Annotated in this window: 15 protein-coding genes; 6 read left to right on the top strand and 9 right to left on the bottom strand. The window is 71.5% G+C overall.

The window, feature by feature from the left end:
- Window positions 1-339 precede the first annotated feature (339 nt).
- Window positions 340-2,910 carry an aminopeptidase N gene (pepN, locus tag IEJ02_RS04485; RefSeq protein WP_191063439.1) on the bottom strand — a complete coding sequence of 857 codons (2,571 nt, stop codon included), beginning with the start codon at window positions 2,908-2,910 and terminating at the stop codon, window positions 340-342.
- A gap of 150 nt (window positions 2,911-3,060) precedes the next feature.
- A complete protein-coding gene (locus tag IEJ02_RS04480; RefSeq protein WP_191063438.1) occupies window positions 3,061-4,086 on the bottom strand; it encodes an aspartate-semialdehyde dehydrogenase in 1,026 nt (341 codons plus the stop codon).
- 380 nt (window positions 4,087-4,466) lie between these two features.
- Here IEJ02_RS04480 and IEJ02_RS04475 point away from each other — a divergent pair, with 380 nt between their 5' ends.
- Complete coding sequence (locus IEJ02_RS04475; RefSeq protein WP_191063437.1) at window positions 4,467-6,209, top strand: TIGR03767 family metallophosphoesterase; 1,743 nt, start codon at window positions 4,467-4,469, stop codon at window positions 6,207-6,209.
- 26 nt (window positions 6,210-6,235) lie between these two features.
- Here IEJ02_RS04475 and IEJ02_RS04470 read toward each other — a convergent pair whose 3' ends face one another.
- Window positions 6,236-7,261 carry a hypothetical protein gene (locus IEJ02_RS04470; protein ID WP_191063436.1) on the bottom strand — a complete coding sequence of 342 codons (1,026 nt, stop codon included), beginning with the start codon at window positions 7,259-7,261 and terminating at the stop codon, window positions 6,236-6,238.
- Window positions 7,262-7,461: 200 nt separating this feature from the next.
- Window positions 7,462-10,080: an aminopeptidase N gene (pepN, locus tag IEJ02_RS04465; RefSeq protein WP_191063435.1), complete on the bottom strand. Its 2,619-nt coding sequence runs from the start codon at window positions 10,078-10,080 to the stop codon at window positions 7,462-7,464.
- Between the two features lie 169 nt (window positions 10,081-10,249).
- Here pepN (IEJ02_RS04465) and IEJ02_RS04460 point away from each other — a divergent pair, with 169 nt between their 5' ends.
- Window positions 10,250-10,885 (top strand): mycothiol-dependent nitroreductase Rv2466c family protein, encoded by a 636-nt coding sequence (locus tag IEJ02_RS04460; protein ID WP_191063434.1) that lies wholly within the window; start codon window positions 10,250-10,252, stop codon window positions 10,883-10,885.
- A gap of 95 nt (window positions 10,886-10,980) precedes the next feature.
- Here the strand turns inward: IEJ02_RS04460 and IEJ02_RS04455 are convergent, their stop codons facing one another.
- On the bottom strand, window positions 10,981-11,574 hold the full coding sequence (locus tag IEJ02_RS04455) for a biotin transporter BioY (protein ID WP_191063433.1): 594 nt from the start codon (window positions 11,572-11,574) through the stop codon (window positions 10,981-10,983).
- Between the two features lie 253 nt (window positions 11,575-11,827).
- Between IEJ02_RS04455 and IEJ02_RS04450 the strand changes: the two genes are divergently transcribed.
- The gene (locus tag IEJ02_RS04450) at window positions 11,828-13,249 is read left to right on the top strand and encodes an amino acid permease (protein ID WP_191063432.1); all 1,422 of its coding nucleotides are present in this window, start codon (window positions 11,828-11,830) and stop codon (window positions 13,247-13,249) included.
- A gap of 173 nt (window positions 13,250-13,422) precedes the next feature.
- Window positions 13,423-14,064: a superoxide dismutase gene (locus IEJ02_RS04445; RefSeq protein ID WP_137977966.1), complete on the top strand. Its 642-nt coding sequence runs from the start codon at window positions 13,423-13,425 to the stop codon at window positions 14,062-14,064.
- 101 nt (window positions 14,065-14,165) lie between these two features.
- Here IEJ02_RS04445 and IEJ02_RS04440 read toward each other — a convergent pair whose 3' ends face one another.
- From IEJ02_RS04440 to IEJ02_RS04425, 4 genes are all read right to left on the bottom strand, one after another.
- Window positions 14,166-16,232, bottom strand: coding sequence for a ricin-type beta-trefoil lectin domain protein (locus IEJ02_RS04440; RefSeq protein WP_191063431.1), 2,067 nt, complete (start codon window positions 16,230-16,232; stop codon window positions 14,166-14,168).
- A 236-nt stretch (window positions 16,233-16,468) separates the two neighbouring features.
- Window positions 16,469-17,983 (bottom strand): tripartite tricarboxylate transporter permease, encoded by a 1,515-nt coding sequence (locus IEJ02_RS04435; RefSeq protein WP_191063430.1) that lies wholly within the window; start codon window positions 17,981-17,983, stop codon window positions 16,469-16,471.
- A gap of 2 nt (window positions 17,984-17,985) precedes the next feature.
- Entirely contained in the window at window positions 17,986-18,588 is a 603-nt protein-coding gene (locus IEJ02_RS04430; RefSeq protein WP_223863317.1) for a tripartite tricarboxylate transporter TctB family protein, read from the bottom strand.
- Window positions 18,585-19,598 (bottom strand): Bug family tripartite tricarboxylate transporter substrate binding protein, encoded by a 1,014-nt coding sequence (locus tag IEJ02_RS04425; RefSeq protein ID WP_191063429.1) that lies wholly within the window; start codon window positions 19,596-19,598, stop codon window positions 18,585-18,587. Before IEJ02_RS04425 ends, IEJ02_RS04430 begins: the two co-directional genes overlap by 4 nt.
- A gap of 112 nt (window positions 19,599-19,710) precedes the next feature.
- Between IEJ02_RS04425 and IEJ02_RS48185 the strand changes: the two genes are divergently transcribed.
- Together IEJ02_RS48185 and IEJ02_RS04410 are read left to right on the top strand one after the other, a co-directional pair.
- Window positions 19,711-20,913 carry a DUF5937 family protein gene (locus tag IEJ02_RS48185; RefSeq protein WP_223863316.1) on the top strand — a complete coding sequence of 401 codons (1,203 nt, stop codon included), beginning with the start codon at window positions 19,711-19,713 and terminating at the stop codon, window positions 20,911-20,913.
- 125 nt (window positions 20,914-21,038) lie between these two features.
- Window positions 21,039-21,872: an alpha/beta hydrolase gene (locus tag IEJ02_RS04410; protein ID WP_191063428.1), complete on the top strand. Its 834-nt coding sequence runs from the start codon at window positions 21,039-21,041 to the stop codon at window positions 21,870-21,872.
- The last annotated feature ends 10 nt before the right edge of the window (window positions 21,873-21,882 follow it).

Raw genomic sequence — 21,882 nt, 5'->3', positions numbered from 1 at the left:
CGGCATCGTCGTGGCTGACCTCGACCGCGCCGCCGCGGACTACGAGCGGCGGTGGGCCGTCACGACCGAGCGGATCATGGATCTCAGCTTCGCCGACGCCCGGTTCCACGGACAGGAGGTCTCCTGCTCGGCCCGCTACGGCTTCATCAGCACCGGAGCCTCGGAGGGCCATCGCGGACCGGGCCCGCTTCGTGTACCTGGACGGCCTGGCGCACGGGCCGGTCGTCGAGCTGATCGAGCGGGCCGGCCAGGGCGGCTGACCGCCCCGGGCAACGGCGGCGCAACCAGGATTCGCGGAGCGGTGCGGGGCGTTCGGCCCCGCACCGCGCCGCGCCGCGGTCAGCTCGCCGCGGCGTCCGCCGCTTGCGCGCGGAGGGCGCGTTCGATGCCGGCCCGCGACTCCGTCACCAGACGCCTCAGCGCCGCCGTGGGTTCGGCGGACGCGAGCCACGCGTCCGTGGCGTCCAGGGTCTCCTGCGAGACCTGTAGCGCCGGGTACAGGCCCACCACGATCTGCTGCGCCATCTCATGGCTGCGGCTGTTCCAGATGTCCTTGGCCACCGCGAAGTACTTCTCCGCGTACGGCGCCAGCAGCTCCCGCTGATCGGTCTGGACGAAGCCGCCGATCACCGCCTCCTGCACCGCGTTCGGCAGCTTGTCGTTCTCCACGACCGAGGCCCACGCCTCCGCCTTGGCCTGCGGTGTCGGCCGCGCGGCCCGCGCCGTCGCGGCGTGGCGCTCGCCCGCGGAGGTCTTGTCGCGCTCCAGCTCCGCCGCGATCGCCGCCTCGTCGGCCCGCCCCGTGGCGGCGAGCCGCTCCAGCAGCGCCCAGCGCAGCTCGGTGTCGATGACCAGGCCCTCGATCGTCTCGGTGCCCTCGAGCAGCCCGGAGACCAGGTCCAGCTGGGCGTCGGTGCGGGCGGTCGCGGTGAAGGCACGCGCCCAGGCCAGCTGGTGGTCGCTGCCCGGCGCCGCCGCCCGCAGGTGGTCGAGCGTGGCCTCGGTCCACCGGGCCAGGCCCGTCTCGCGCCAGTCCGGCGCGGCGTACAGGTCCAGGGCCAGCTTCACCTGGCGGTGCAGGGACTGGACGACGCCGATGTCCGACTCCTTGGCGATGCCCGAGAGCACCAGCGCGAGGTAGTCACGCGTGGCCAGTTCGCCGTCGCGGACCATGTCCCAGGCCGAGGCCCAGGACAGCGCGCGCGGCAGCGACTCCTCGAAGTCGCCCAGGTGCTCGGTGACCACGGCCAGCGAGTCGGGGTCCAGCCGCACCTTCGCGTAGGTGAGGTCGTCATCGTTGAGCAGGATCACCGCGGACCGCTTCGTGCCGGTCAGCTGCGGCACCTCGGTCAGCTCGCCGTCCACGTCCAGCTCGACGCGCTCGGAGCGGACCAGCTTGCCGGTCGGGTTGAGGTCGTAGAGCCCGATGGCGATGCGGTGCGGCCGCAGCGTTGGCTCGCCCTTGGCGCCGGGCGGGAGCGCCGGGGCCTCCTGCCGCACCGCGAAGGAGGTCACCGTGCCGCTCGCGTCCGTCTCGATCTCCGGCCGCAGCACATTGATGCCCGCCGTCTCCAGCCACTGCTTCGACCAGGTCTTCAGATCGCGCCCGCTGGTCTCCTCCAGCGCGCCGAGCAGGTCCGACAGCCGGGTGTTCTTGTAGGCGTGGCGCTTGAAGTACGCCTGGACGCCACGGAAGAACTCGTCCATCCCGACGTACGCGACCAGCTGCTTGAGCACCGAGGCGCCCTTGGCGTACGTGATCCCGTCGAAGTTGACCAGGACGTCGTCCAGGTCGTTGATCTCGGCCATGATCGGGTGGGTGGAGGGCAGCTGGTCCTGCCGGTAGGCCCAGGTCTTCATGGAATTGGCGAAGGTGGTCCACGAGTGCGGCCACCTGCTGCCCGGCGCGTGGGCCTGGCAGGCGATCGAGGTGTAGGTGGCGAACGACTCGTTCAGCCACAGGTCGTTCCACCACTCCATGGTGACGAGGTCGCCGAACCACATGTGGGCCAGCTCGTGGAGGATGGTCTCGGCACGCGTCTCGTACGCCGCGTCCGTCACCTTGGAGCGGAAGACGTACTGGTCGCGGATGGTGACCGCGCCCGCGTTCTCCATCGCGCCCGCGTTGAACTCCGGCACGAACAGCTGGTCGTACTTGGCGAACGGGTACGCGTAGTCGAACTTCTCCTCGAACCACGCGAAGCCCTGCCGTGTCACCTCGAAGATCGCGTCCGAGTCGAGGTACTCCGCGAGCGAGGGACGGCAGTAGATGCCCAGCGGCACCGAGCGGCCGTCCTTCTCGTAGGAGCTGTGCACGCTGTGGTACGGGCCGACGATCAGCGCGGTGACGTACGTGGAGATGCGCGGGGTCGGCTCGAACCGCCAGACGTTGTCCTTCGGCTCCGGCGTCGGCGAGTTCGAGATCACCGTCCAGCCCTCGGGCGCCGTCACGGTGAACTGGAACGTGCCCTTCAGGTCGGGCTGCTCGAAGTTGGCGAACACCCGCCGGGCGTCGGGCACCTCGAACTGGGTGTAGAGGTACGCCTGCTGGTCGACCGGGTCGACAAAGCGGTGCAGCCCCTCACCGGTGTTGGTGTAGGCGCAAGCAGCGACCACCCGCAGCTCGTTGCGCCCGGCCAGCAGCCCCGGCAGGGCGATCCGCGAGTCCTTGAAGACCTCGTTCGGGTCGAGCGCGTCGCCGTTCAGCACCACCTCGTGCACCGTGGGCGCCACCAGGTCGATGAACGACTCCGCGCCCGACTCGGCGGCGTCGAAGCGCACCGTGGTCACGGAGCGGTAGGTACCGCCCTCCTGGGCGCCGCTCAGGTCCAGTTCGATCTCGTACGCGTCCACCGTGAGGAGGCGCGCCCGCTGCTGCGCTTCCTCCCTTGTGAGGTTGGTGCCAGGCACGTCGGCTAACTCCCGTTCGTCATGTGCGGTACGCCATGCGTCAGGCGGATTGCCATCCTCGCATGTCGGACGGACAGCGCCGGTAGACCATTTTGTCCAAAAGAGGGGAGCGGCCGCCGGGCCGCTCCCCTCTGCGCCGAGATGCGGGCGTCAGGTCAGGTCGGCCGCCACCAGCTCGGCGATCTGCACCGCGTTCAGCGCCGCGCCCTTGCGCAGGTTGTCGTTGGACAGGAACAGCGCGAGACCGTGCTCGACCGTCTCGTCCACCCGGATCCGGCCCACATAGCTGGGGTCCTGGCCCGCGGCCTGGAGCGGGGTCGGGATCTCCGAGAGCGCCACGCCCGGGGCCCCGGCCAGCAGCTCATAGGCGCGCTCCACACTGATCGGACGCTCGAAGCGGGCGTTCACCTGGAGGGAGTGGCCGGTGAAGACCGGGACCCGGACACAGGTGCCGGACACCTTCAGCTCCGGGATCTCCAGGATCTTGCGGCTCTCGTTGCGGAGCTTCTGCTCCTCGTCGGTCTCGAACCGGCCGTCGTCGACGATCTTCCCGGCCATCGGGAGCACATTGAACGCGATCGGGCGGGCGTACACCCCGGGCTCGGGGAAGTCCACCGCCGCGCCGTCGTGGGTCAGCTCGGCCGCGCGGTCGGCGACCTTGCGGATCTGGCCGTCGAGCTCGGCCACGCCGGAAAGACCGGAGCCGGAGACGGCCTGGTAGGTGGTGGCCACCAGGGCGGTGAGCCCGGCCTCGGCGTGCAGCGGGCGCAGCACCGGCATGGCGGCCATGGTGGTGCAGTTCGGGTTGGCGATGATGCCCTTGGGGCGGTCCACCGCGGCGTGCGGGTTGACCTCGGCGACGACCAGCGGCACCTCGGGGTCCATCCGCCAGGCCGAGGAGTTGTCGATCACGACCGGGCCCTGTGCGGCGACCTTCCCGGCCAGGGCCTTGGAGGTGGCGCCGCCCGCGGAGAACAGGACGATGTCCAGACCGGAGTAGTCGGCCGTGGCGGCGTCCTCGACGGTGATCTCGGTGCCGCGCCACGGGAGCGTACGACCGGCCGAGCGGGCGGAGGCGAACAGCCGCAGCTGCTCGGCCGGGAAGTCACGCTCGGCGAGCACCCTGCGCATCACTCCGCCGACCTGGCCGGTCGCTCCGACGATTCCGATCCTCATATCAGCCCTTTTCCTTGGTTGTGCCTGTTCGGGGCGCCTACCCTCCTGGCAAGTGTCTCAGGCGGGTCCGTTACCGTCCCGTGATTTATCCCACGGTGGGAGCGGTTCCCAGATGCGGTGGGGGCGGTTCCCGGATCCGCGGGGGCGGGTCCCGGATCCGCGGGGGGCGGTTCCCAGATCTGATGAACGCCGAGTGAGCGGAAGAATTCCTGTTCACAAGGGCGCGATGACCGTTTGCTACCGCCAAGATCCACGTGTGGATATCGGCGACCCGCGTTGCCGTCTCGTTCACTCCCAGGCCATCCCCGATGCCAACGATCCGAGGTGAGGACAGCCTCGCTGTCCGCCCGTCACCGCGTGTCCACTCGGGGAGATCGCGCATGTCCCGCATACGGTCCGTACGGTCCGCCGCCGCTGCCGTCGCCACCCTCGACCGGCGCACCTTCCTCGCCGCCGCCACCGCCACCGGTGCCACCGCCGGTCTGGGGATCGCCTTCGGTCCCGGCAGCGGCTCGGCCGGTGCCTCGCAGCCCGCCACCGCGCACGCCGCGGCCCGCCGCGTGGTGCAGGCCCCGGCGGCGCCCTCGACGGCCGGTACGACGCTGGAGACGTTCTCGGCCGCACACGGCGCCACCGGCTACCGGCGGCTCGCCGACGGTCCCGCCTGGGCCCGTCAGGTCCGCACCGAGATCACCGGCGCCAAGGGCGGCCGCGAGGACCGGCGCACCGCGCTCGCCTCGTTCGTCCAGCTCACGGATCTGCATCTGACCGACGTCCAGCATCCGATGCGCTACGAGTTCCTGCGCGCCGGGCGCGCCGGGGCGTGGCGGCCGCACGAGGCGCTGACCATCGCCGGGGTCGCCTCGCTCATCGAGCGGATCAACGGGCTGCGCGGCGGACCCGCCACCGGGGCGCCGCTGTCGTTCGTCATGACCACCGGCGACAACACCGACAACAACGCCAAGATCGAGCTGGAGTGGTTCCTGACCGCCATGAACGGCGGCCGGATCACCCCCAACACCGGCGATCCGCGCCGCTACGAGGGCGTCCAGAACAGCGGGATCAAGGAGTTCTGGCACCCCGAGGCGGCGCTGCGCGACGCCGACAAGAAGGTCGGCTTCCCGCGCATCGACGGCTTCCTCGAGGCCGCGCTGCGCACCGTCAACAGCCCCGGGCTGCGGCTGCCGTGGTACTCCACCATCGGCAACCACGACGATCTGGCGGGCGGTGTCTACACCTTCGGCCACGACTACTACACGGACTTCGCCACCGGAAAGCGCAAGCTGGAGATCATCCCGGCGGCCGACGCGGAGCGGCTCTTCAAGGGGACGCGCGTGGGGGACGACCCCAAGGGCGTCCAGATGAAGGCGCTGCTGGACGCGCACGCCAAGGACATGCGCACGGTCACCCCCGACGAGCGCCGCGCGCCCTTCACCCAGTCCGAGTACCTGGCCGCGCACCTCGACCCGGCCGCCACCGGCCCCGGTCCGGTCGGCCACGGCTACACCAAGGCCAACCTCGAGCAGGGCACGCTCTACTACTCGTTCCGGATCTCCGAGAACATGATCGGCATCAGCCTGGACACCACCGACCCGGGCGGCCACTACACCGGTTCGCTCGGCACCGCCCAACTGCGCTGGCTGGAGCGGACGCTGAAGGCCCACAGGGACGACTACGTGATCGTCTTCAGCCACCACTACAGCCGCAGCCTGGACAACATGAACCGCGACCCGGGCCGCCCGGGCGAGGCCCGCCACGGCGGGGACGAGGTCGTCGCCCTCTTCCAGCGCCACCCCAAGGTGCTGGCCTGGATCAACGGCCACAGCCACAAGAACGAGATCACCCCGCGCGGCACCTTCTGGGAGATCACCACCGCCTCGCACGTGGACTTCCCCCAGCTGGCCCGGGTGTTCGAGGTCGTGGACAACCACGACGGCACGATCTCCCTGTTCACCACGCTCATCGAGTCGGCCGCGCCGCACCGCACGGACTTCTCGGACCTGTCCCAGACCGGGCTCGCGGCCCTCTACCGCGAGCTGTCCTTCAACGCGCCCGGCGCCAGCCAGAAGCTGGCCGGCGACGCGACGGACCGCAACACCGAGCTGCTGCTGCGCAAGCCCTGAGCCTGAGCCGTCCGGCGGGCCGCGCTTCAGCGCGGCAGGACCACCACATAGGGGGCCGGGTCGCGATCGGCGGCGGCGATCAGGGCGGTACGGACCACCGCGGCCTGCTCCTCCGGTGACTCCCGCAGCTTCTTCGGGGCCACCCGCACGACCGTGATCCCGAGCCGCTCCAGGTGCTCGCGCTTGCGGCCGAAACCGCCGCGCCAGACCTCCTCGTCCTGGCGCGGTGCCCGGGCGTCGATCTCCACCGCCACCGCCTGCTCACGCCAGTAGGCGTCCACCCCGCCGAGGGCGGGCCCGCCGGGCAGCCGCAGTTCCACGTTCCACAGCGGCTCGGGCAGATGGTGGCCGCGCACCATGTCGTACAGCCGTCCCTCGGCGATCGCCCGGCCCTCGGCGAGCAGCGCGTCCACGGCGTCCACGACATGCGGCCGGGACAGCAGCCGGGCCGAGTTCAGCTCGGCGACGACGGCCGCGGCCTCGCAGTGGCCGTGGCGCACGGACTCGGTGAGCAGTCTGCGGACCAGGACGGCGTCGGTGAGCCGGGCGACGGCGTCGGCGAGGGCGCGGGCCACCGGGGCGGTGGGCACCCCCGCGAGGTACTGGGGAGCGGGCAGGGCGCCGGCCCGGACGAAGCGGACGAAGCCGGTGGCGCGCAGCCGCCGGGTGCGCGGCACCAGGACGTCGATGTGGTCGAGGGAGGCCAGCGGGGGAGCGGAGGAGAAGTGGCGCAGGGCGAGCGCCGCCGGCCCGGTGATCATCGCCTCGCCGTACGGCTCGCCACCGCCCGGCGCCGGGCCGTCGGCCCCCTGGCCACGGCTCGCGGTGTACAGCAGCGCGGCCAGCAGCCGCTCCTCGCTGGTCGCGGGGCCCGGGTGGAGCAGATGGACGCCCGGCAGGATCTGCTGCCAGGGCCCGCCGGCCCGGCAGCGCTCGGCGGCGACGGACGCGGTCACACCGTGCTCGCGCAGCTGACGTGTGGTCAGGACCCGGCGCTGGACGTCCGAGAGGTGGTGGAGGGGGCGGGGGGACAGCGGCGTGTTGTGGCTCATGCCCCCGCCCATTCCCGCGCCCGCTCCACCCGCTAACCGCTGTTACACAGTCGTCGACAAAAGCGGACAACGCCGTACTAAAGTACGGCAGTTCGAATGCCGAAAGAGCTCCCCGCTCAGACCGGAAGAGCTCCCCGCTCAGGCCGAAAGAGCTCCCCGCTTCTGCTGGAAGGGCTCCCCGCTTCGGCCGAACGTTCGCGTCAGGCGGCCGCCCGCGCGTCGCACTCCTGGCCGCGCAGGGCGCGGGCGAGGTCGTCGCGGGCCTCCAGGACCAGTCGGCGCAGCGCGGGGGCCGCGTCCGGGTGCCCGTCCAGCCAGGCGTCGGCCGCCTCCAGGGTGCGGGTGTCGCCCTGGGCGGCCGGGAACAGGCCGCGCACGATCGCCATCCCGATCTCGATCGACCGCTCCCGCCAGACGCGCTCGATCACCTCGAAGTAGCGCGGTGCGTACGGCGCCAGCAGATCCCGCTGGCCCGGCTGGTCGAAACCGGAGATGGTGGCCTCCACCAGGGCGTTGGAGAGCCGGTCGGACTCCACCACCGCGTCCCACGCCTCGGCCTTGACCGCGGCGGAGGGCCGGGCGGCCAGGCACCGCACCTGGTGGCGCTTGCCGGAGGCGGTGTCGTCGCGGGCCAGCTCGGCGCCGATCAGCGCCTCGTCGGCCTGGCCGCTCGACGCCAGCGCGGCCAGGAACGTCCAGCGCAGCTCCTGGTCCACATCCAGCCCGTCGATCCGGGCCGTGCCGTCCAGCAGCCCGCGCAGCAGCCGCAGCTCGGCGTCGGCGACGGCCACCTGCGCGAAGAACCGCGCCCAGGCCAGCTGGTGCCCGCTGCCCGGCTCGGCCAGCCGCAGCTCGCGCAGCGCGCCCTCGGCCAGCCGGGCCGCGGCCTCCTCGCGCGCGTCCGGCGCCGAGTAGTGGTGCAGGGCGGACAGCGCCCACGCCTGGACCATCTGGAGCACCCCGATGTCGCTCTCGGCCCCGGCGAACCGCCGCACCAGCTCCAGGTAGTCGCGGGCGGGCAGCAGCGCGTCGCGGGTGAGGTTCCACAGCGCGGACCAGCTCAGGGCGCGGGCGAGCGGGTCGGTCAGCTCGCCCAGGTGCTCGCGCAGGGTGTCCAGCGAACCCTCGTCGAAGCGGATCTTGCAGTAGGTGAGGTCGTCGTCGTTGACCAGGATCAGATCGGGCCGGGAGGCGCCGGTCAGCTCGGGGATCACCGTACGGGGGCCGTCGACGTCCACCTCGGCGCGGGCGTAGCGCACCAGCGCCCCGGGGCGCTCCCCGGCCGGGGCCTCCTTGCGGTACAGCCCCACGGCCACCCGGTGCGGCCGCAGCGTCGGGTGACTTTCGGCGGCATCCTGGACCACCGCCAGCTCGGTGATGTGCCCCTCGGCGTCATAGGTGGCCCGCGGGGTCAGCGCGTTCACCCCCGCGGTCTCCAGCCAGGCGCGCGACCAGGCGGCCATGTCCCGCCCCGAGGTCTCGCCGAGCACCGACAGCAGGTCCGACAGCCGGGTGTTGCCGTACGCGTGCCGCTTGAAGTAGCGCCGCGCGCCCTCCAGGAAGGCGTCCTGCCCGACGTAGGCCACCAGCTGCTTGAGCACGGACGCGCCCTTGGCGTAGGTGATCCCGTCGAAGTTGAGCTTGGCGTCCTCCAGATCACGGATGTCGGCCGTGATCGGATGGGTGGACGGCAGCTGGTCGGCGCGGTACGCCCACGCCTTGCGGCGGTTGGCGAAGGTGATCCAGCCGTCGGTGAAGCGGGTCGCCCCGACCAGCGAGAAGGCCCCCATGAAGTCGGCGAACGACTCCTTGAGCCACAGGTCGTCCCACCACTCCATGGTCACCAGGTCGCCGAACCACATGTGCGCCATCTCGTGCAGGATGACGTTCGCCCGGCCCTCGTACGACGCCTGGGTGACCTTGCCGCGGAAGATGAACTCCTCCCGGAAGGTCACACAGCCCGGGTTCTCCATCGCGCCGAGGTTGTACTCCGGCACGAACGCCTGGTCGTACTTGCCGAACGGGTACGGGTAGTCGAAGTGGTCGTGGAAGAAGTCCAGGCCCTGCTTGGTGACGGTGAAGATGTCGTCCGCGTCGAAGTGCTTGGCCAGCCCCTTGCGGCAGAGCGCGCCCAGCGGGATCTCCAGCGCCGAGCCGTCCGGCAGCGTGCGGCGGTAGAGGTCGCTCTCGTAGTGGTACGGACCGGCGACCACGGCCGTGATGTACGTCGAGATGGGCCGGGTGGTGACGAAGTGGCTGGTCGCGGCGGTGTCGTCGGCGCCGGACGGCTCCACCCGGTCCACCGCCCCGTTGCTCAGCACCGTCCAGCCCTCCGGGGCGGTCACCGAGAAGGTGAACGGGGCCTTGAGGTCCGGCTGTTCGAAGCCCGCGAAGACCCGGCGGGCGTCGGCCGGCTCGTACTGGGTGTAGAGGTAGACCTCGCCGTCCTCCGGGTCCACGAAGCGGTGCAGCCCCTCGCCGGTCCGGCTGTACGCGCACTGCGCGTCCACCACCAGCTCGTTCTCCGTGGCGAGGCCCTCCAGCGCGATCCGGGAGCCGTCGAAGACCGCCGCCGGGTCCAGCTCCCGCCCGTTGAGCCGCACCGAGGTCACCGAGGGCGCCAGCAGATCGGCGAAGGTCGCCGCGCCCGGCTCGGCGCAGCGGAAGCGGATCGTCGTCGTGGAGCGGAAGGTGCGCGGCCCGGACCCGGTGTGCTCACCCACCGCGGACCGCAGATCGAGCGCCACCTCGTAATGCTCGACGGCCAGCAGCTTCGCCCGCTCACGGGCCTCGTCACGGGTCAGGTTCTCACCGGGCACGACGCGGCTCCCTCGCCAATGTCTCGCATCTCGGATATCGGACAGCGGGAATCATGTCACGGGGCACCGACACCCGGCATCGGGGAATGAGCCCCCTCCCGCCCGCGTTGCCTGAAGCAGCCAGCTCTTATTCGTTTGCGATACCTACGCGCCCGCTTGAGGAGAAACCGTGGCCGAAACCGCCAAGACACCCGCTGATTTCTGGTTCGATCCGCTGTGTCCCTGGGCCTGGATGACCTCGCGCTGGATGCTCGAGGTGGAGAAGGTGCGCCCGGTCGAGGTGCGTTGGCACGTCATGAGCCTCGCCGTGCTCAACGAGCCCAAGCTGGATGAGCTGCCCGAGGAGTACCGCGAGCTGCTGAAGACCGCCTGGGGCCCGGTCCGGGTCTGCATCGCCGCCGAGCAGAAGCACGGCAGCGAGGTCCTCGGCCCCCTCTACACCGCCCTCGGCACCCGCTTCCACAACCAGGGCCTGGAGAAGAACCGCGAGACGATCGTGGCCGCCCTCGAGGAGGCCGGTCTCCCCGCCGAACTCGCCGACTACGCCGACTCCGACGCGTACGACACCGAGCTGCGCGCCTCCCACAAGGAGGGCATCGACCTGGTCGGCCAGGACGTGGGCACCCCCGTCATCGCCGTCCCGGGCCCGGACGGCGAGCAGATCGCCTTCTTCGGCCCCGTGGTCACCCCGGCCCCCAAGGGCGAGGACGCCGCCAAGCTCTGGGACGGCACCCTGATGGTCGCCTCGATCCCCGGCTTCTACGAGATCAAGCGGACCCGCACGGTCGGCCCGATCTTCGACTGACCCCCTCCGCCGCCGCCACGGCAGGGCCCCCGCGCGAGTCGACCGCGCGGGGGCCCTTTTCCGTTTTCCGTCGGCTTTCCGCCGCTGCCGTCGGCTCAGCCGCGGCGGCCCACCAGCTTCCAGGCGGCTGGGAGCGCGCCCATCGCCAGGGCGGCCTTCAGGGCGTCACCGATCAGGAACGGGGTGAGCCCGGCCGCGATCGCCTCGCCGAGGGAGATGTGGGTGGCCAGCGCGAGGTACGGGACGCCCACGGCGTAGGTGACCGCCGAGCCGACCGCCATGGTGCCCGCGGTGCGCAGCACCCCGCGGTCGCCGCCGCGCCGGGCGAGCGCGCCCACCACGGTCGCCGCCAGCAGCATGCCCAGCACATAGCCGAACGACGGCATGGCGGCGCCGGAGCTGCCCTCGGCGAACCACGGCACGCCCGCCATGCCGACCAGGGTGTACAGCGCCAGCGACAGGAAGCCGCGCCGTGCCCCCAGCGAGGTGCCCACCAGCAGGGCCGCGAAGGTCTGGCCGGTCACCGGCACCGGCGAACCGGGGACGGGCACCGATATCTGGGCCGCGAGGCCGGTGAGCACGGCGCCCCCGATGACCAGCGCCGTGTCACGGGCCAGGACGCGCCGGGCGGGAAAGACCGCGTCCGCGAGGACCGTACCGGGTGTGGCGGCGGCAGAAACAGTGCTCATCAGCGATGCTCCCAGGTCAGAGGGTGGATACCGCGACGCTAACCCAGCGTGGGGGCCGCGGGCACCGTCGGATGACCACAAAGCCGGACGCATGGGCTTGGCGGCTTCTGGCAGAGATCCCTGATACGGAGCGTGACGCGGATGTCCGATATCCAGAAAACATTGTCCGCCCTGTTGTCCCACCAGGACACTCCCTTCACACTAGGGACGTTTTGCATCCGCCACCGGCGCTCGTAAGGGACAGAGAAGAAGAATGAACCGGACATCCGCGTCCTCGGCGCCATCCGGCGCCGCCGAGGCGGCCGGCGCGGGCGCGACCGCCACGCCGCCGCTCTCCCACGGCCTCAAGCAGCGCCATCTGTCGATGATCGCCCTCGGTGGCGTGATCGGCGCGGGGCTCTTCGTCGGCTCCGGCGCCGGAATCGCCGCCGCCGGTCCGTCGATCGTGGTCGCCTACGCGCTGTCCGGGCTGCTGGTGATGCTCGTGATGCGGATGCTCGGCGAGATGTCGGCGGCCAACCCGGCCTCCGGCTCGTTCTCCGTGCACGCCGAGCGGGCGATCGGGCCCTGGGCCGGGTTCACGGTGGGCTGGATGTTCTGGATCCTGCTGTGCGTGGGCATCGCCGCCGAGGCGATCGGCGCGGCCGGGATCATGGTCCAGTGGTTCCCGGGCACCGAATCCTGGATGTGGGTCGCCCTCTTCATGGCGATGTTCTGCGGCACGAACCTCGCGGCGGTCAGCAACTTCGGCGAGTTCGAGTTCTGGTTCGCCGCGCTGAAGATCGCCGCGATCACGATCTTCCTCGTCCTGGGCCTGCTCGCGATCCTCGGCGTCCTGCCGGGCACCGACGCCCCGGGCGGCGCCCACCTCAGCGGTGACGGCGGCTTCCTGCCCAACGGGGTGAACGGCCTGGTCGTCGGCCTGCTGGCCTCCGTCTTCGCCTATGGCGGCCTGGAGACGGTGACGATCGCGGCGGCCGAGTCCGAGAACCCGGTCAAGAGCGTCGCGGGCGCGGTGCGCACCGCGATGTGGCGCATCGCCCTCTTCTACGTCGGCTCGATGCTGGTCGTGGTCACGCTCATCCCGTGGAACGACAAGTCCGTGGTCGAGAAGGGCCCGTACGTGGCCGTGCTCAACCACCTCGACATCCCCGCGGCCGGCGACATCATGAACGTGATCGTGCTGATCGCGCTGCTCTCCGCGATGAACGCCAACATCTACGGCGCCTCCCGGATGTCCTACTCCCTGGTCACCCGCGGCGAGGGCCCCGCCTTCCTGGGCCGGGTCACCGGCGGCGTGCCCCGCCTCACGGTGCTCGCCTCCTCCTTCTTCGGCTTCGTCGCGGTGCTGCTCAGCTACTGGTGGCCGGACACCATCTTCAAGTGGCTGCTCAACATGGTCGGCGCCGCGGTGCTGGTGGTCTGGGGCTTCATCGCCGCCGCCCAGCTGCGGATGCGCAGCCGCCTGCAGCGCGAGGCCCCGGAGAAGCTCGTCGTGAAGATGTGGCTCTTCCCGTATCTGACCTGGGTCGCCCTGGCCGCCACGGTCGGGGTGCTGCTGCTGATGCTCCGCGAGAGCGACACCCGCAGCCAGCTGTACGCCACGGCCGTGATGGCGATCGCCCTCTCGATCATCGGCTTCGTACGGCAGCGGGTGGCGGCGGCCCGGAGCTGAGCCCACACCGCCCCGCGCATGGAGGCGGGGCGGGTCCTCGAGCGGAGGACCCGCCCCGCCTCCGTCTTTGGGGGGCTTTGGGCCCGGGCCTCCGGTTCCGCCTGTCGGAAATCACTCTTGCTGCTAGCGTGTACTTGCAAGTTCATTGCAATAAGCGGTCCGAAGGGCTTCGCATGGCCATCTACACACTTCCTGAACTTCCGTACGACTACTCGGCGCTGGCCCCGGTGATCAGCCCCGAGATCATCGAGCTGCACCACGACAAGCACCATGCCGCGTACGTCAAGGGCGCGAACGACACGATGGAGCAGCTCGCGGAGGCGCGGGACAAGGATCAGTGGGCCTCGATCAACGGGCTCGAGAAGAACTTGGCCTTCCATCTGTCCGGCCACATCCTGCACAGCATCTACTGGCACAACATGACCGGCGACGGTGGCGGCGAGCCGCTGGAGAGGGACGGGGTCGGGGAGCTGGCCGACGCCATCGCCGAACACTTCGGCTCCTTCGCGGGCTTCAAGGCCCAGCTGTCCAAGGCAGCCGCCACCACCCAGGGCTCGGGCTGGGGCGTGCTGGCGTATGAGCCGGTCAGCGGGCGGCTGGTGGTCGAGCAGGTCTACGACCACCAGGGGAACGTGGGGCAGGGCTCGGTGCCGATCCTGGTCTTCGACGCCTGGGAGCACGCCTTCTACCTGCAGTACAAGAACCAGAAGGTGGACTTCATCGAGGCCATGTGGAAGGTCGTCAACTGGCAGGATGTGGCGCGCCGTTACACGGCCGCCAAGGAGCGTGCCCACAACCTGCTGCTCGCGCCCTGACGGACCTCCTGCTCACGTGATCGTCTTCTCAACCTTCACGGGCGGGCGGGAAAGGGGCCCCCGCGCGGTCGACTCGCGCGGGGGCCTCGCCTCGTCTTCGATCAGGTGAGGGTCCAGCGCTGGTTGGGGCCGTTGTGGCAGCTCCACAGCACCAGCCGGGTGCCGTTCCCGGTGCCGTTGTCGTAGGCGTCCAGGCAGCGGCCGGAACCCTGGTGGACGAGGGTCCCGGAGGCGTTCACCGTCCACTTCTGGCCGGTGGCACCCGTGCAGTCGCCGATGACGACCTTCGTACCGTCGGCGGTGCCGTCCTTCTCGGCACCGAGGCATTTGCTGCCGTAGACGGTCAGTTCGTCGCGCGAGGTGCGCCGGAAGAGCTGGTTCTGGCCGCCCTGGCAGTCCCACAGCTGGGCCTGGGCGCCGTTGCTGATCGTGTTCTGGTCCAGATCGACGCAGCGCCCGGAGCCGGCGCCGACGATCTGGACGCCGTCGGTGCCCGGGAGGTCCTGGACGGTGATGGCGTCCGGACCCCCGCTCACGGTCACGGTGTTGGCGCCCTTGGCCAGGGAGAGCAGGACGGACACGGTGCGGCGGGCGGTGGCGGAGCCGGTGGGCGGCAGGGCCAGCGTGGTGGCGTACTGGCCGCCGACGCGCAGGGTGGTGGCGCGCGGGGCGGTCCCGCCGTTCGCGTACGTGATGTCGGCCAGTTTCAGCCCCGCCGTCTTGGCGGTGACGGCGAAGGAGCCGGTGGTGCTCTGGTACGCGGTGCCGGAGGCTTCCGTGCCCGAGACGGTCAGCAGCACGGCCTCCCCGGCCGGGACGGTGGCCGTGTAACCGTCGCTGTGGGTGCCCACCGAGGCGCGCTTCCAGACGTCACGGACGGAGGCGGCGGCGCCGGTCAGCCCGAGGTCGGTCCAGCGGGCGGTGATGGGCTTGGCGGCGGAGGTGCGGTTGAGCAGCAGCACGGCACGCTTCCCGGTGCCGGACAGCACCTTGGCGTACACCTGGAGCCCCGCGGCGTCCTCGGCGACCTTCACGCCCTGGAGTCCGCGCGGGTCCTGGTCGACGGCGATGACCTCGGGGTTGGTGAGGATGCCCGCGGTCTCGCGCGTCATGGTGGTGAGGTCGTTCCCGGCGAGCAGCGGGGCGCCGGAGATCGCCCACAGGCTCATATGGGTGCGGTCGAGCGTGGCGTTGGAACCCTTCATGCCGACCATGAGCATGTCCGGGTCGTTGTAGTAGCCGGTGTGCTGGGCGGTGGGGTGCAGGCCCTGGTCGAAGTTGGACAGCATCGCGGTGGCCGAGGGCGTCTGCCCCCAGTAGATGATGTCGGTGCTGGTGCGCCACAGATCGCCCACGCCCGCGGCCCAGTTCCACGGCCGCCCCGAGCCCCATTCGCACAGCGACAGTACGAGGCGGCGGCCGGTGACGGCGGTCGCCGCCTTGTTGGCCTCGCTGAGTGCCCGGTAGGTGGCCTCCTGGTTGAGCCCCTCGTCCTGGCCGCCGCACCAGTCGACCTTGACGTAGTCGAAGCCCCACTCCTGGAAGGCCCGCAGATCCTGCTCGTAGTGGCCCTCGCTGCCGCTGCCGGGGGCGGGCGGGGTGCCCGGCGGGGTGGGGTAGAAGTAGCCGCAGCCGTTCTTGCCGGCGTCGGTGTAGATCCCGGCCTTGAGCCCCTTGCTGTGGATGTAGTCGGCGATGGCCTTCATCCCGCCGGGCCACTGCTTGCTGTCGACGGTGATGTTGCCCTTGCCGTCGCGGGTGCCCCACCACCAGCCCTCGTCGATGTTGACGTACTCGTACCCGGCCTCGGCCATGCCGGAGGACACCAGGGCGTCCACCTGGGCCTTGATCGTGTCGTAGTCGATCTGGCTGGCGAGGCTGTTCCAGGAGGCCCAGCCCATGGGGGCGGCGGGTACGTCGGCCTGCGGGGCGGCGGCCAGGGTCTTTCCGGCGGCGGGGGCGGCATCGGCGACGGGGGCCGCGTCGGTTGCGGGTGCCGCGTCGGCGGCGGGGGCCGCATCGGCTGAGGGTGCGGCGTACGCCACGGTGCCCACCCCGGCGACGGCCAGCAGACCGGCCAGCAGCGCCCCGGCCAGGCGCCTGGGCCGTGGCCGTTCGGGGCGGGATAAGCGCGGCAGGCGGCGGAGGCGGCGAAGGACGAGACGCATGAGGAACCACTCCCATTCGATATGTCGAACTACGTTCGCGATATGGGCCGTAGCTGGTCTCCGAAGGATTCTGTGGACCCGGTCGGCCGGTGACAAGAGGTGTGCGTGGGGAAACTGTCCCCTGACGTCACGGTCCGCGCGAGGGAGCCCGCACCGCGCCCGCTTCACCCCACGGCCCGCCGACCGCCGACGAAACCTGGCAAGGGCCCCCGCCGCGCGGGGGCCTTGCCCGGGGTTCAGCTCGCCGGTTCCGGCTCGCGGGCTCGCGTGCGGCGCAGCGCGCGGGCGGCCATCGGGCCGGTCAGGGCGATCAGGGACAGGCACAGGATCGCGGCGGAGAGCGGGCGGGTGAAGAAGATCGTCCAGTCGCCCTCGCTGAAGGCCATCGCGCGGCGGAACTGGGTCTCCGCCATCGGGCCCAGGACGGCGCCCAGGATCAGTGGGGCGACGGGATAGCCGGTGCGGCGCATGCCGAAGCCCAGGACGCCGAAGAGCACCGCGATGCCGAGGTCGACCGCGTTCTGGGAGAGGGCGTACACCCCCAGGGCGGCGAAGACCAGGATGCCCGCGGTGAGCAGCGGACGGGGCAGCCGGAGGAGCTTCACCCACAGCGGGATCAGCGGCAGGTTGAGCACCAGCAGCATCACATTGCCGATGTAGAGGCTGGCGATCAGCGTCCAGACCAGCGCCGACTGGGTCTCGAACAGCTGGGGGCCGGGCTGCACGTTGTACATCTGGAACGCGATCAGCAGCACGCCGGCCGTCGCCGAGGTGGGGATGCCCAGCGTCAGCAGGGGCATCAGCACCCCGGAGAACGCGGCGTTGTTGGCGGCCTCGGGGCCCGCCACGCCCTCGATGGCGCCCTTGCCGAACTGCTTCTTGTGCCGGGACAGCCGCTTCTCCACGTTGTAGCTCAGGAACGTGGGGATCTCCGCGCCGCCCGCGGGCAGGGCGCCGATCGGCAGCCCGATCGCCGTACCCCGCAGCCACGGCTTCCAGGACCGGCGCCAGTCCTCCGGGCTCATCCCGATCCTGCCGCCCACCGGGAGCATCCGCTCCTCGGGCGCCCGCCGCAGCCGGGCCGCGGTGTAGAGCGCCTCCCCGATCGCGAAGAGGCCGACGGCGACGGCCACGATCTGGACGCCGTCGTACAGCTCCGGAACCCCGAAGGTGTAGCGCGCCTGGCCGGTGAGGCTGTCGATGCCGACGAGCCCGATGGCCAGGCCAAGGAAGAGGCTGCACAGCCCGCGCGCCGGGGCGTCGGCCACGACCGCGGTGACCGTGGCGAAGGCGAGGACCATCACCGCGAAGTACTCCGCGGGCTGGATCTTCTCGGCGATCTGCGCCATGACCGGGCCCGCGAAGGTGATCCCCACGGTGGAGATCGTGCCCGCCACGAACGAGCCGATGGCGGCCGTGGCGAGCGCGGCCCCGGCGCGCCCGGAGCGGGCCATCGGGTGGCCCTCCAGGGTGGTGGGGACCGACGCCGTCTCGCCGGGCACGTTCAGCAGGATGGCCGTGGTGGAGCCGCCGTACATCCCGCCGTAGTAGATGCCCGCGAAGAGCACCAGCGCGCCGGTGGGGTCGAAGACGAAGGTGAGCGGGAGCAGCAGCGCCACCGTGGTGGCGGGGCCCAGGCCGGGCAGCACGCCGACCAGCGAGCCGAGCGTGCAGCCCGCGAACGCCAGCAGCAGGTGCAGGGGGCTGAACGCGCTGCCGAAACCGCCCATGAGGTCGTTGAGGACATCCATGGTCAGAACGCCAATCGGACGATGCCGGGCGGCAGGTGGATGCCCAGCAGACGGTCGAAGAGGAAGTACACGGCCAGCGCGAGCACCAGGCCGATCAGGGCGTCACGGAGGATCCGGCGGCTGCCGAGCACCCGCGCGACCAGCGCGAAGAGCACGGCGGTCGACTGCCAGTAGCCGCAGGGGGCGAGCGCGAACAGATAGCAGACCAGCAGCGCGAGCAGGGCCGCCACCGGGCGCCACTCGGTCAGCCGGGCCTCCTCGCGCGCCTGCTCGGTCAGCGCCGGGTCGCTGCCGCGGAACGCCTGGACGACGGCGACCGAGGCCGAGACGCACAGCCCCACGCCGACCAGCAGGGGGAACGCCCGGGGGCCCACGTCCTGGTCGATGGCCCCCTCGGGAATGGCGAAGGCCCAGCCCAACACGGCCACGCCCGCGGCGAGGAAGAGCAGCGCGGCGATCCGGGGGCTCCAGGGCCGCTCGTCGGGTGGGGACGTGCTGTCCGCGCCGTCGTTCGCCGCGGTGCCCTCTGCTGAGGCCGTCGCGGCGCCCCGCGTCGGGTTCGCCGTCTGGTCCCGCGCGCTCACCGCCTCCTCGTGCGCGCTCATGAGCCGAGCCCCACGGACGTGAGCGCCTGGCCGACCTGGCGCTGCTGCTTGTCGATCAGGGCGCCGTACTTCTTCCCCGGCACCCACACGTCCTTCCAGTCGTTCTGCCGCAACGCCCGCTTCCAGCACGAAGTCCGGCGCATCCGGTCCACCACCCTCACGATCGCCCGCTGTTCGCCGTCGCTCAGCCCGGGCGGGGCCATGACCCCGCCGACGCTCACCACGGACTCGTCCCCGTAGCCGAGCGCGCCGAGGGTGGGAGCGTCGATGCCCTCGGGAGCCTTGCCGCCGCTGACCGCGAGGACCCGCAGCTTCCCGGCCTCGATCTGCGGACGGACCTCCGTCAGTGTGGAGAGGCCGACCTTCGAGGCCCCGCTCAGCAGCAGGTTGAGCACCTCCCCGCCGCCACCGGTCGGCACGTACGTGATCTTGCGCGCCGGGATGCCCTCGGCCTTGGCGAGCCCGGCCACCGTGATGTGGTCCGGGCCGCCCAGCGAACCGCCCACCCAGGACGTCCGCTTGGGGTCCTTCCGCATGGCGGCCAGCACCGAGCGCAGGTCGTGGAAGGGGGAGCGGGCGGGCACCACGATCGCGGTGGTGCTCACCGTGAGCCCCGCCACCGGGGTGAGCCCGGACAGCTTCACGGGGGAGTGGTTCTGGATGGCGCCGCCGATCATGGTCACCGTGTCCATGGTCATCAGCTGGTACGGATCGCCCTCCCGCCCCGCCATCCGGGCGAGCCCGATGGTGCCGCCCGCGCCCGGGGCGTTGGTGACCGTGACGTCCTCGTCGATGATCTCGCAGCTGGTGAGCGCGGAACCGATGCCGCGCGCCCGCGAGTCCCAGCCGCCGCCGACGCTCCCGGGGGCGAGGATCGACAGCCCCCGGGAGGGGTAGTCGGCGACGGCGCCCGAGTCGTCGAGCGAACCGATGGTGCACGCACTGCTCACCGTGGCCACGAGGGCGACCACCGCTGCCAGACGTGGGCCGTTCCTGAGGAGGGGAGGCATGGGGACGCTCCAGGCGAGGGAGGGGAAGCCGAGGTGGGCTGGAGCTTGCGCCTCCGTCCGCGGCCCGTACAAGACGATTGACTCGAAGGCGTCAATGGCCGACGCTGCCCGGATGCCCGTCGTGATCGAGCTGGGGTCCGCCCCGGAGCACCGCATCAGCACCCGTCTGTCCCCGCTCGCCGAGCTGTGTGCCTGTCTGCACGCGCTGGACGGGCCGCGCCACCATCCGGCGAGCAGGCGCTGGGTGGGTGCGGTCCTTCAGGGTGCGGACGAGCGGCTGCTGGAACGGGCCGGCGAGTGGGCGCCGCTGTGGGGCGCCTTCCGCGCCCGCTATCTGCTGCCCCTCACGCCGGGCCCGGAGCGCGGGCTGGAGGAGGAGCTGGCGGAGGTCGCGCGGCTGGACGAGGAGACGTTCACGACCATGACCGAGCAGGCACTCGTCGGCAAGAACGGTCACGGCCCGGGGTCCGGGCATGGCCACGGCCTGGGCGCCGACCACGGCTCGGGTTCCGGCCAGGGTCCTGGCCCCGGCTCGGGTTCCGGCCAGGGTCCTGGCTCCGGCCCCGGCCCCGGCCCCGGCCCGGGCTCCGGATCCCGGCGCGGCGGCCGCGCGCCGGAGCGCTTCCTGGCCCGGCTGCGGCAGCTCTCCGAGCGCCGGTTCGCCCTGGGGCTGCGGCTGCTGGCCGATCCCTCCGGTTTCCGCGACGGCCTCCTCGCCTTCCTGTCCGCCGTGGCCGAGGAGGTCTTCGAGGCGGAGTGGATGCGGTTGCGCCCCACCCTGGAGGCCGACGCCCGGGTCCGCTCCCATGAACACTCCCGCTACGGGGCGGCGGCGCTGGCCGGGTTCCCCACCGCCCACATGGAGCAGGACCCGCCCCGGGTGGTCTTCGACAAGCTCTACAACGCGCGGGCCAGCCTCGCCGACAGCCCCTGTCTGCTCGTGCCGTCGCTGCACATCAACCCGCATCTGGCCATCAAGCACTACCCCGGCTACCCGGTCGTGGTGCAGTACCCGGTGCGCGACGGGGCGGGCGGGGAGCCGGCCGCCCTGGACGTGGTGATGCGCGGGCTGCGGGCGCTGGACGAGCCGCTGCGCATCCGGATGTGCCGGGCGCTGCTGCGGCAGTCGATGACGACGACGGAGCTGGCCACCCAGTTCGAGATGACGCCGCCGCAGATGTCGCGGCATCTGCGCAAGCTGCGGGAGGCCGGAATGGTGCACACCCACCGGGAGGGGGCGCGGGTGCACTACCAGCTGGACGAGGCGGCGGTGCGCAATCTCGGCGTCGACCTGCTCTCCGCGCTGCACCGCTGAGAGAGCACGCACGGAAGCACCGGCAGTATCGGCGGAGGTATTGACGCTCAGGCGGCAATCATCTTGAGCGTGCGCCGACCGTTGCGGATCGTGGCGGCACCCGCGACGGCAGAAGGAAGCGATACGTGACCACCCCCCGCGTCAAGACCACCAAGGCGTTCTACCGCACCGGCTCCACCACCTGGTTCGCCTCCCGGCACGACCAGCGGTTCTCGTACGGCCTGCACATCCCGTCCGTCCACGAGACCACCGGCACCCCGCTGCCGCTCATGGTGATCCAGCACGGCACCGGGCGCACCGCGTCCCAGTACCGGGACGCGATGGCCGAGTTCTCCGAGCGGCACGGCTGTGTCGTGCTCACCCCGATGTTCCCGGCGGGCATCGACGACCCGGAGGACCTGCACAACTTCAAGTTCATCGAGTACCGCGGCATCCGCTACGACGAGCAGCTGCTCGCGATCGTGGCCGAGGCGGGGGAGCGGTTCCACATCGACACCGAGCGCTTTCTGCTCCAGGGCTTCTCGGGCGGCGGGCAGTTCGCGCACCGCTTCCTGTATCTGCACCCCGACCGGCTGAGCGGAGTGTCCATCGGCGCGCCCGGCCGGGTCACGCTGATCGACCCGGACCGCGAGTGGTGGCTGGGCACGAAGGGGTTCGAGCAGCGCTTCGGGGCCCCGCTGCGGCTGGAGGACATCCGTAAGGTGCCGGTGCACATGGTGGTCGGGGCGGAGGACACCGAGACCTGGGAGATCAACAACCCCGGTGACTCCAACTGGATGGACGGCGCCGACGCCGTCGGGCGCACCCGCGTGGAGCGCATCACCGCGCTGCGGGACAACTACACCGAGCTGGGCATCGACGTCACCCTCGACATCGTGCCCGGCGTCGGGCACCAGGGGATGGGGGTGCTGGACGCGGTCCGGCGCTTCGCGGAGCGGGTCCTTCCGCGCGTCGTCTGAGCCCTGTGGG

This window comes from Streptomyces sp. 5-10 (assembly GCF_014712245.1).
In the GTDB taxonomy this organism is placed as follows: domain Bacteria; phylum Actinomycetota; class Actinomycetes; order Streptomycetales; family Streptomycetaceae; genus Streptomyces; species Streptomyces violaceusniger.
This window is presented reverse-complemented; position numbering and strand designations above follow the sequence as displayed.

Coding starts and splice junctions, on each gene's coding strand:
- IEJ02_RS04480 (WP_191063438.1), bottom strand. CDS start 4,086: ATGAGGATCGGAATCGTCGGAGCGACCGGCCAGGTCGGCGGAGTGATG.
- IEJ02_RS04475 (WP_191063437.1), top strand. CDS start 4,467: ATGTCCCGCATACGGTCCGTACGGTCCGCCGCCGCTGCCGTCGCCACC.
- IEJ02_RS04470 (WP_191063436.1), bottom strand. CDS start 7,261: ATGAGCCACAACACGCCGCTGTCCCCCCGCCCCCTCCACCACCTCTCG.
- IEJ02_RS04455 (WP_191063433.1), bottom strand. CDS start 11,574: ATGAGCACTGTTTCTGCCGCCGCCACACCCGGTACGGTCCTCGCGGAC.
- IEJ02_RS04450 (WP_191063432.1), top strand. CDS start 11,828: ATGAACCGGACATCCGCGTCCTCGGCGCCATCCGGCGCCGCCGAGGCG.
- IEJ02_RS04445 (WP_137977966.1), top strand. CDS start 13,423: ATGGCCATCTACACACTTCCTGAACTTCCGTACGACTACTCGGCGCTG.
- IEJ02_RS04440 (WP_191063431.1), bottom strand. CDS start 16,232: ATGCGTCTCGTCCTTCGCCGCCTCCGCCGCCTGCCGCGCTTATCCCGC.
- IEJ02_RS04435 (WP_191063430.1), bottom strand. CDS start 17,983: ATGGATGTCCTCAACGACCTCATGGGCGGTTTCGGCAGCGCGTTCAGC.
- IEJ02_RS04430 (WP_223863317.1), bottom strand. CDS start 18,588: ATGAGCGCGCACGAGGAGGCGGTGAGCGCGCGGGACCAGACGGCGAAC.
- IEJ02_RS04425 (WP_191063429.1), bottom strand. CDS start 19,598: ATGCCTCCCCTCCTCAGGAACGGCCCACGTCTGGCAGCGGTGGTCGCC.
- IEJ02_RS48185 (WP_223863316.1), top strand. CDS start 19,711: ATGCCCGTCGTGATCGAGCTGGGGTCCGCCCCGGAGCACCGCATCAGC.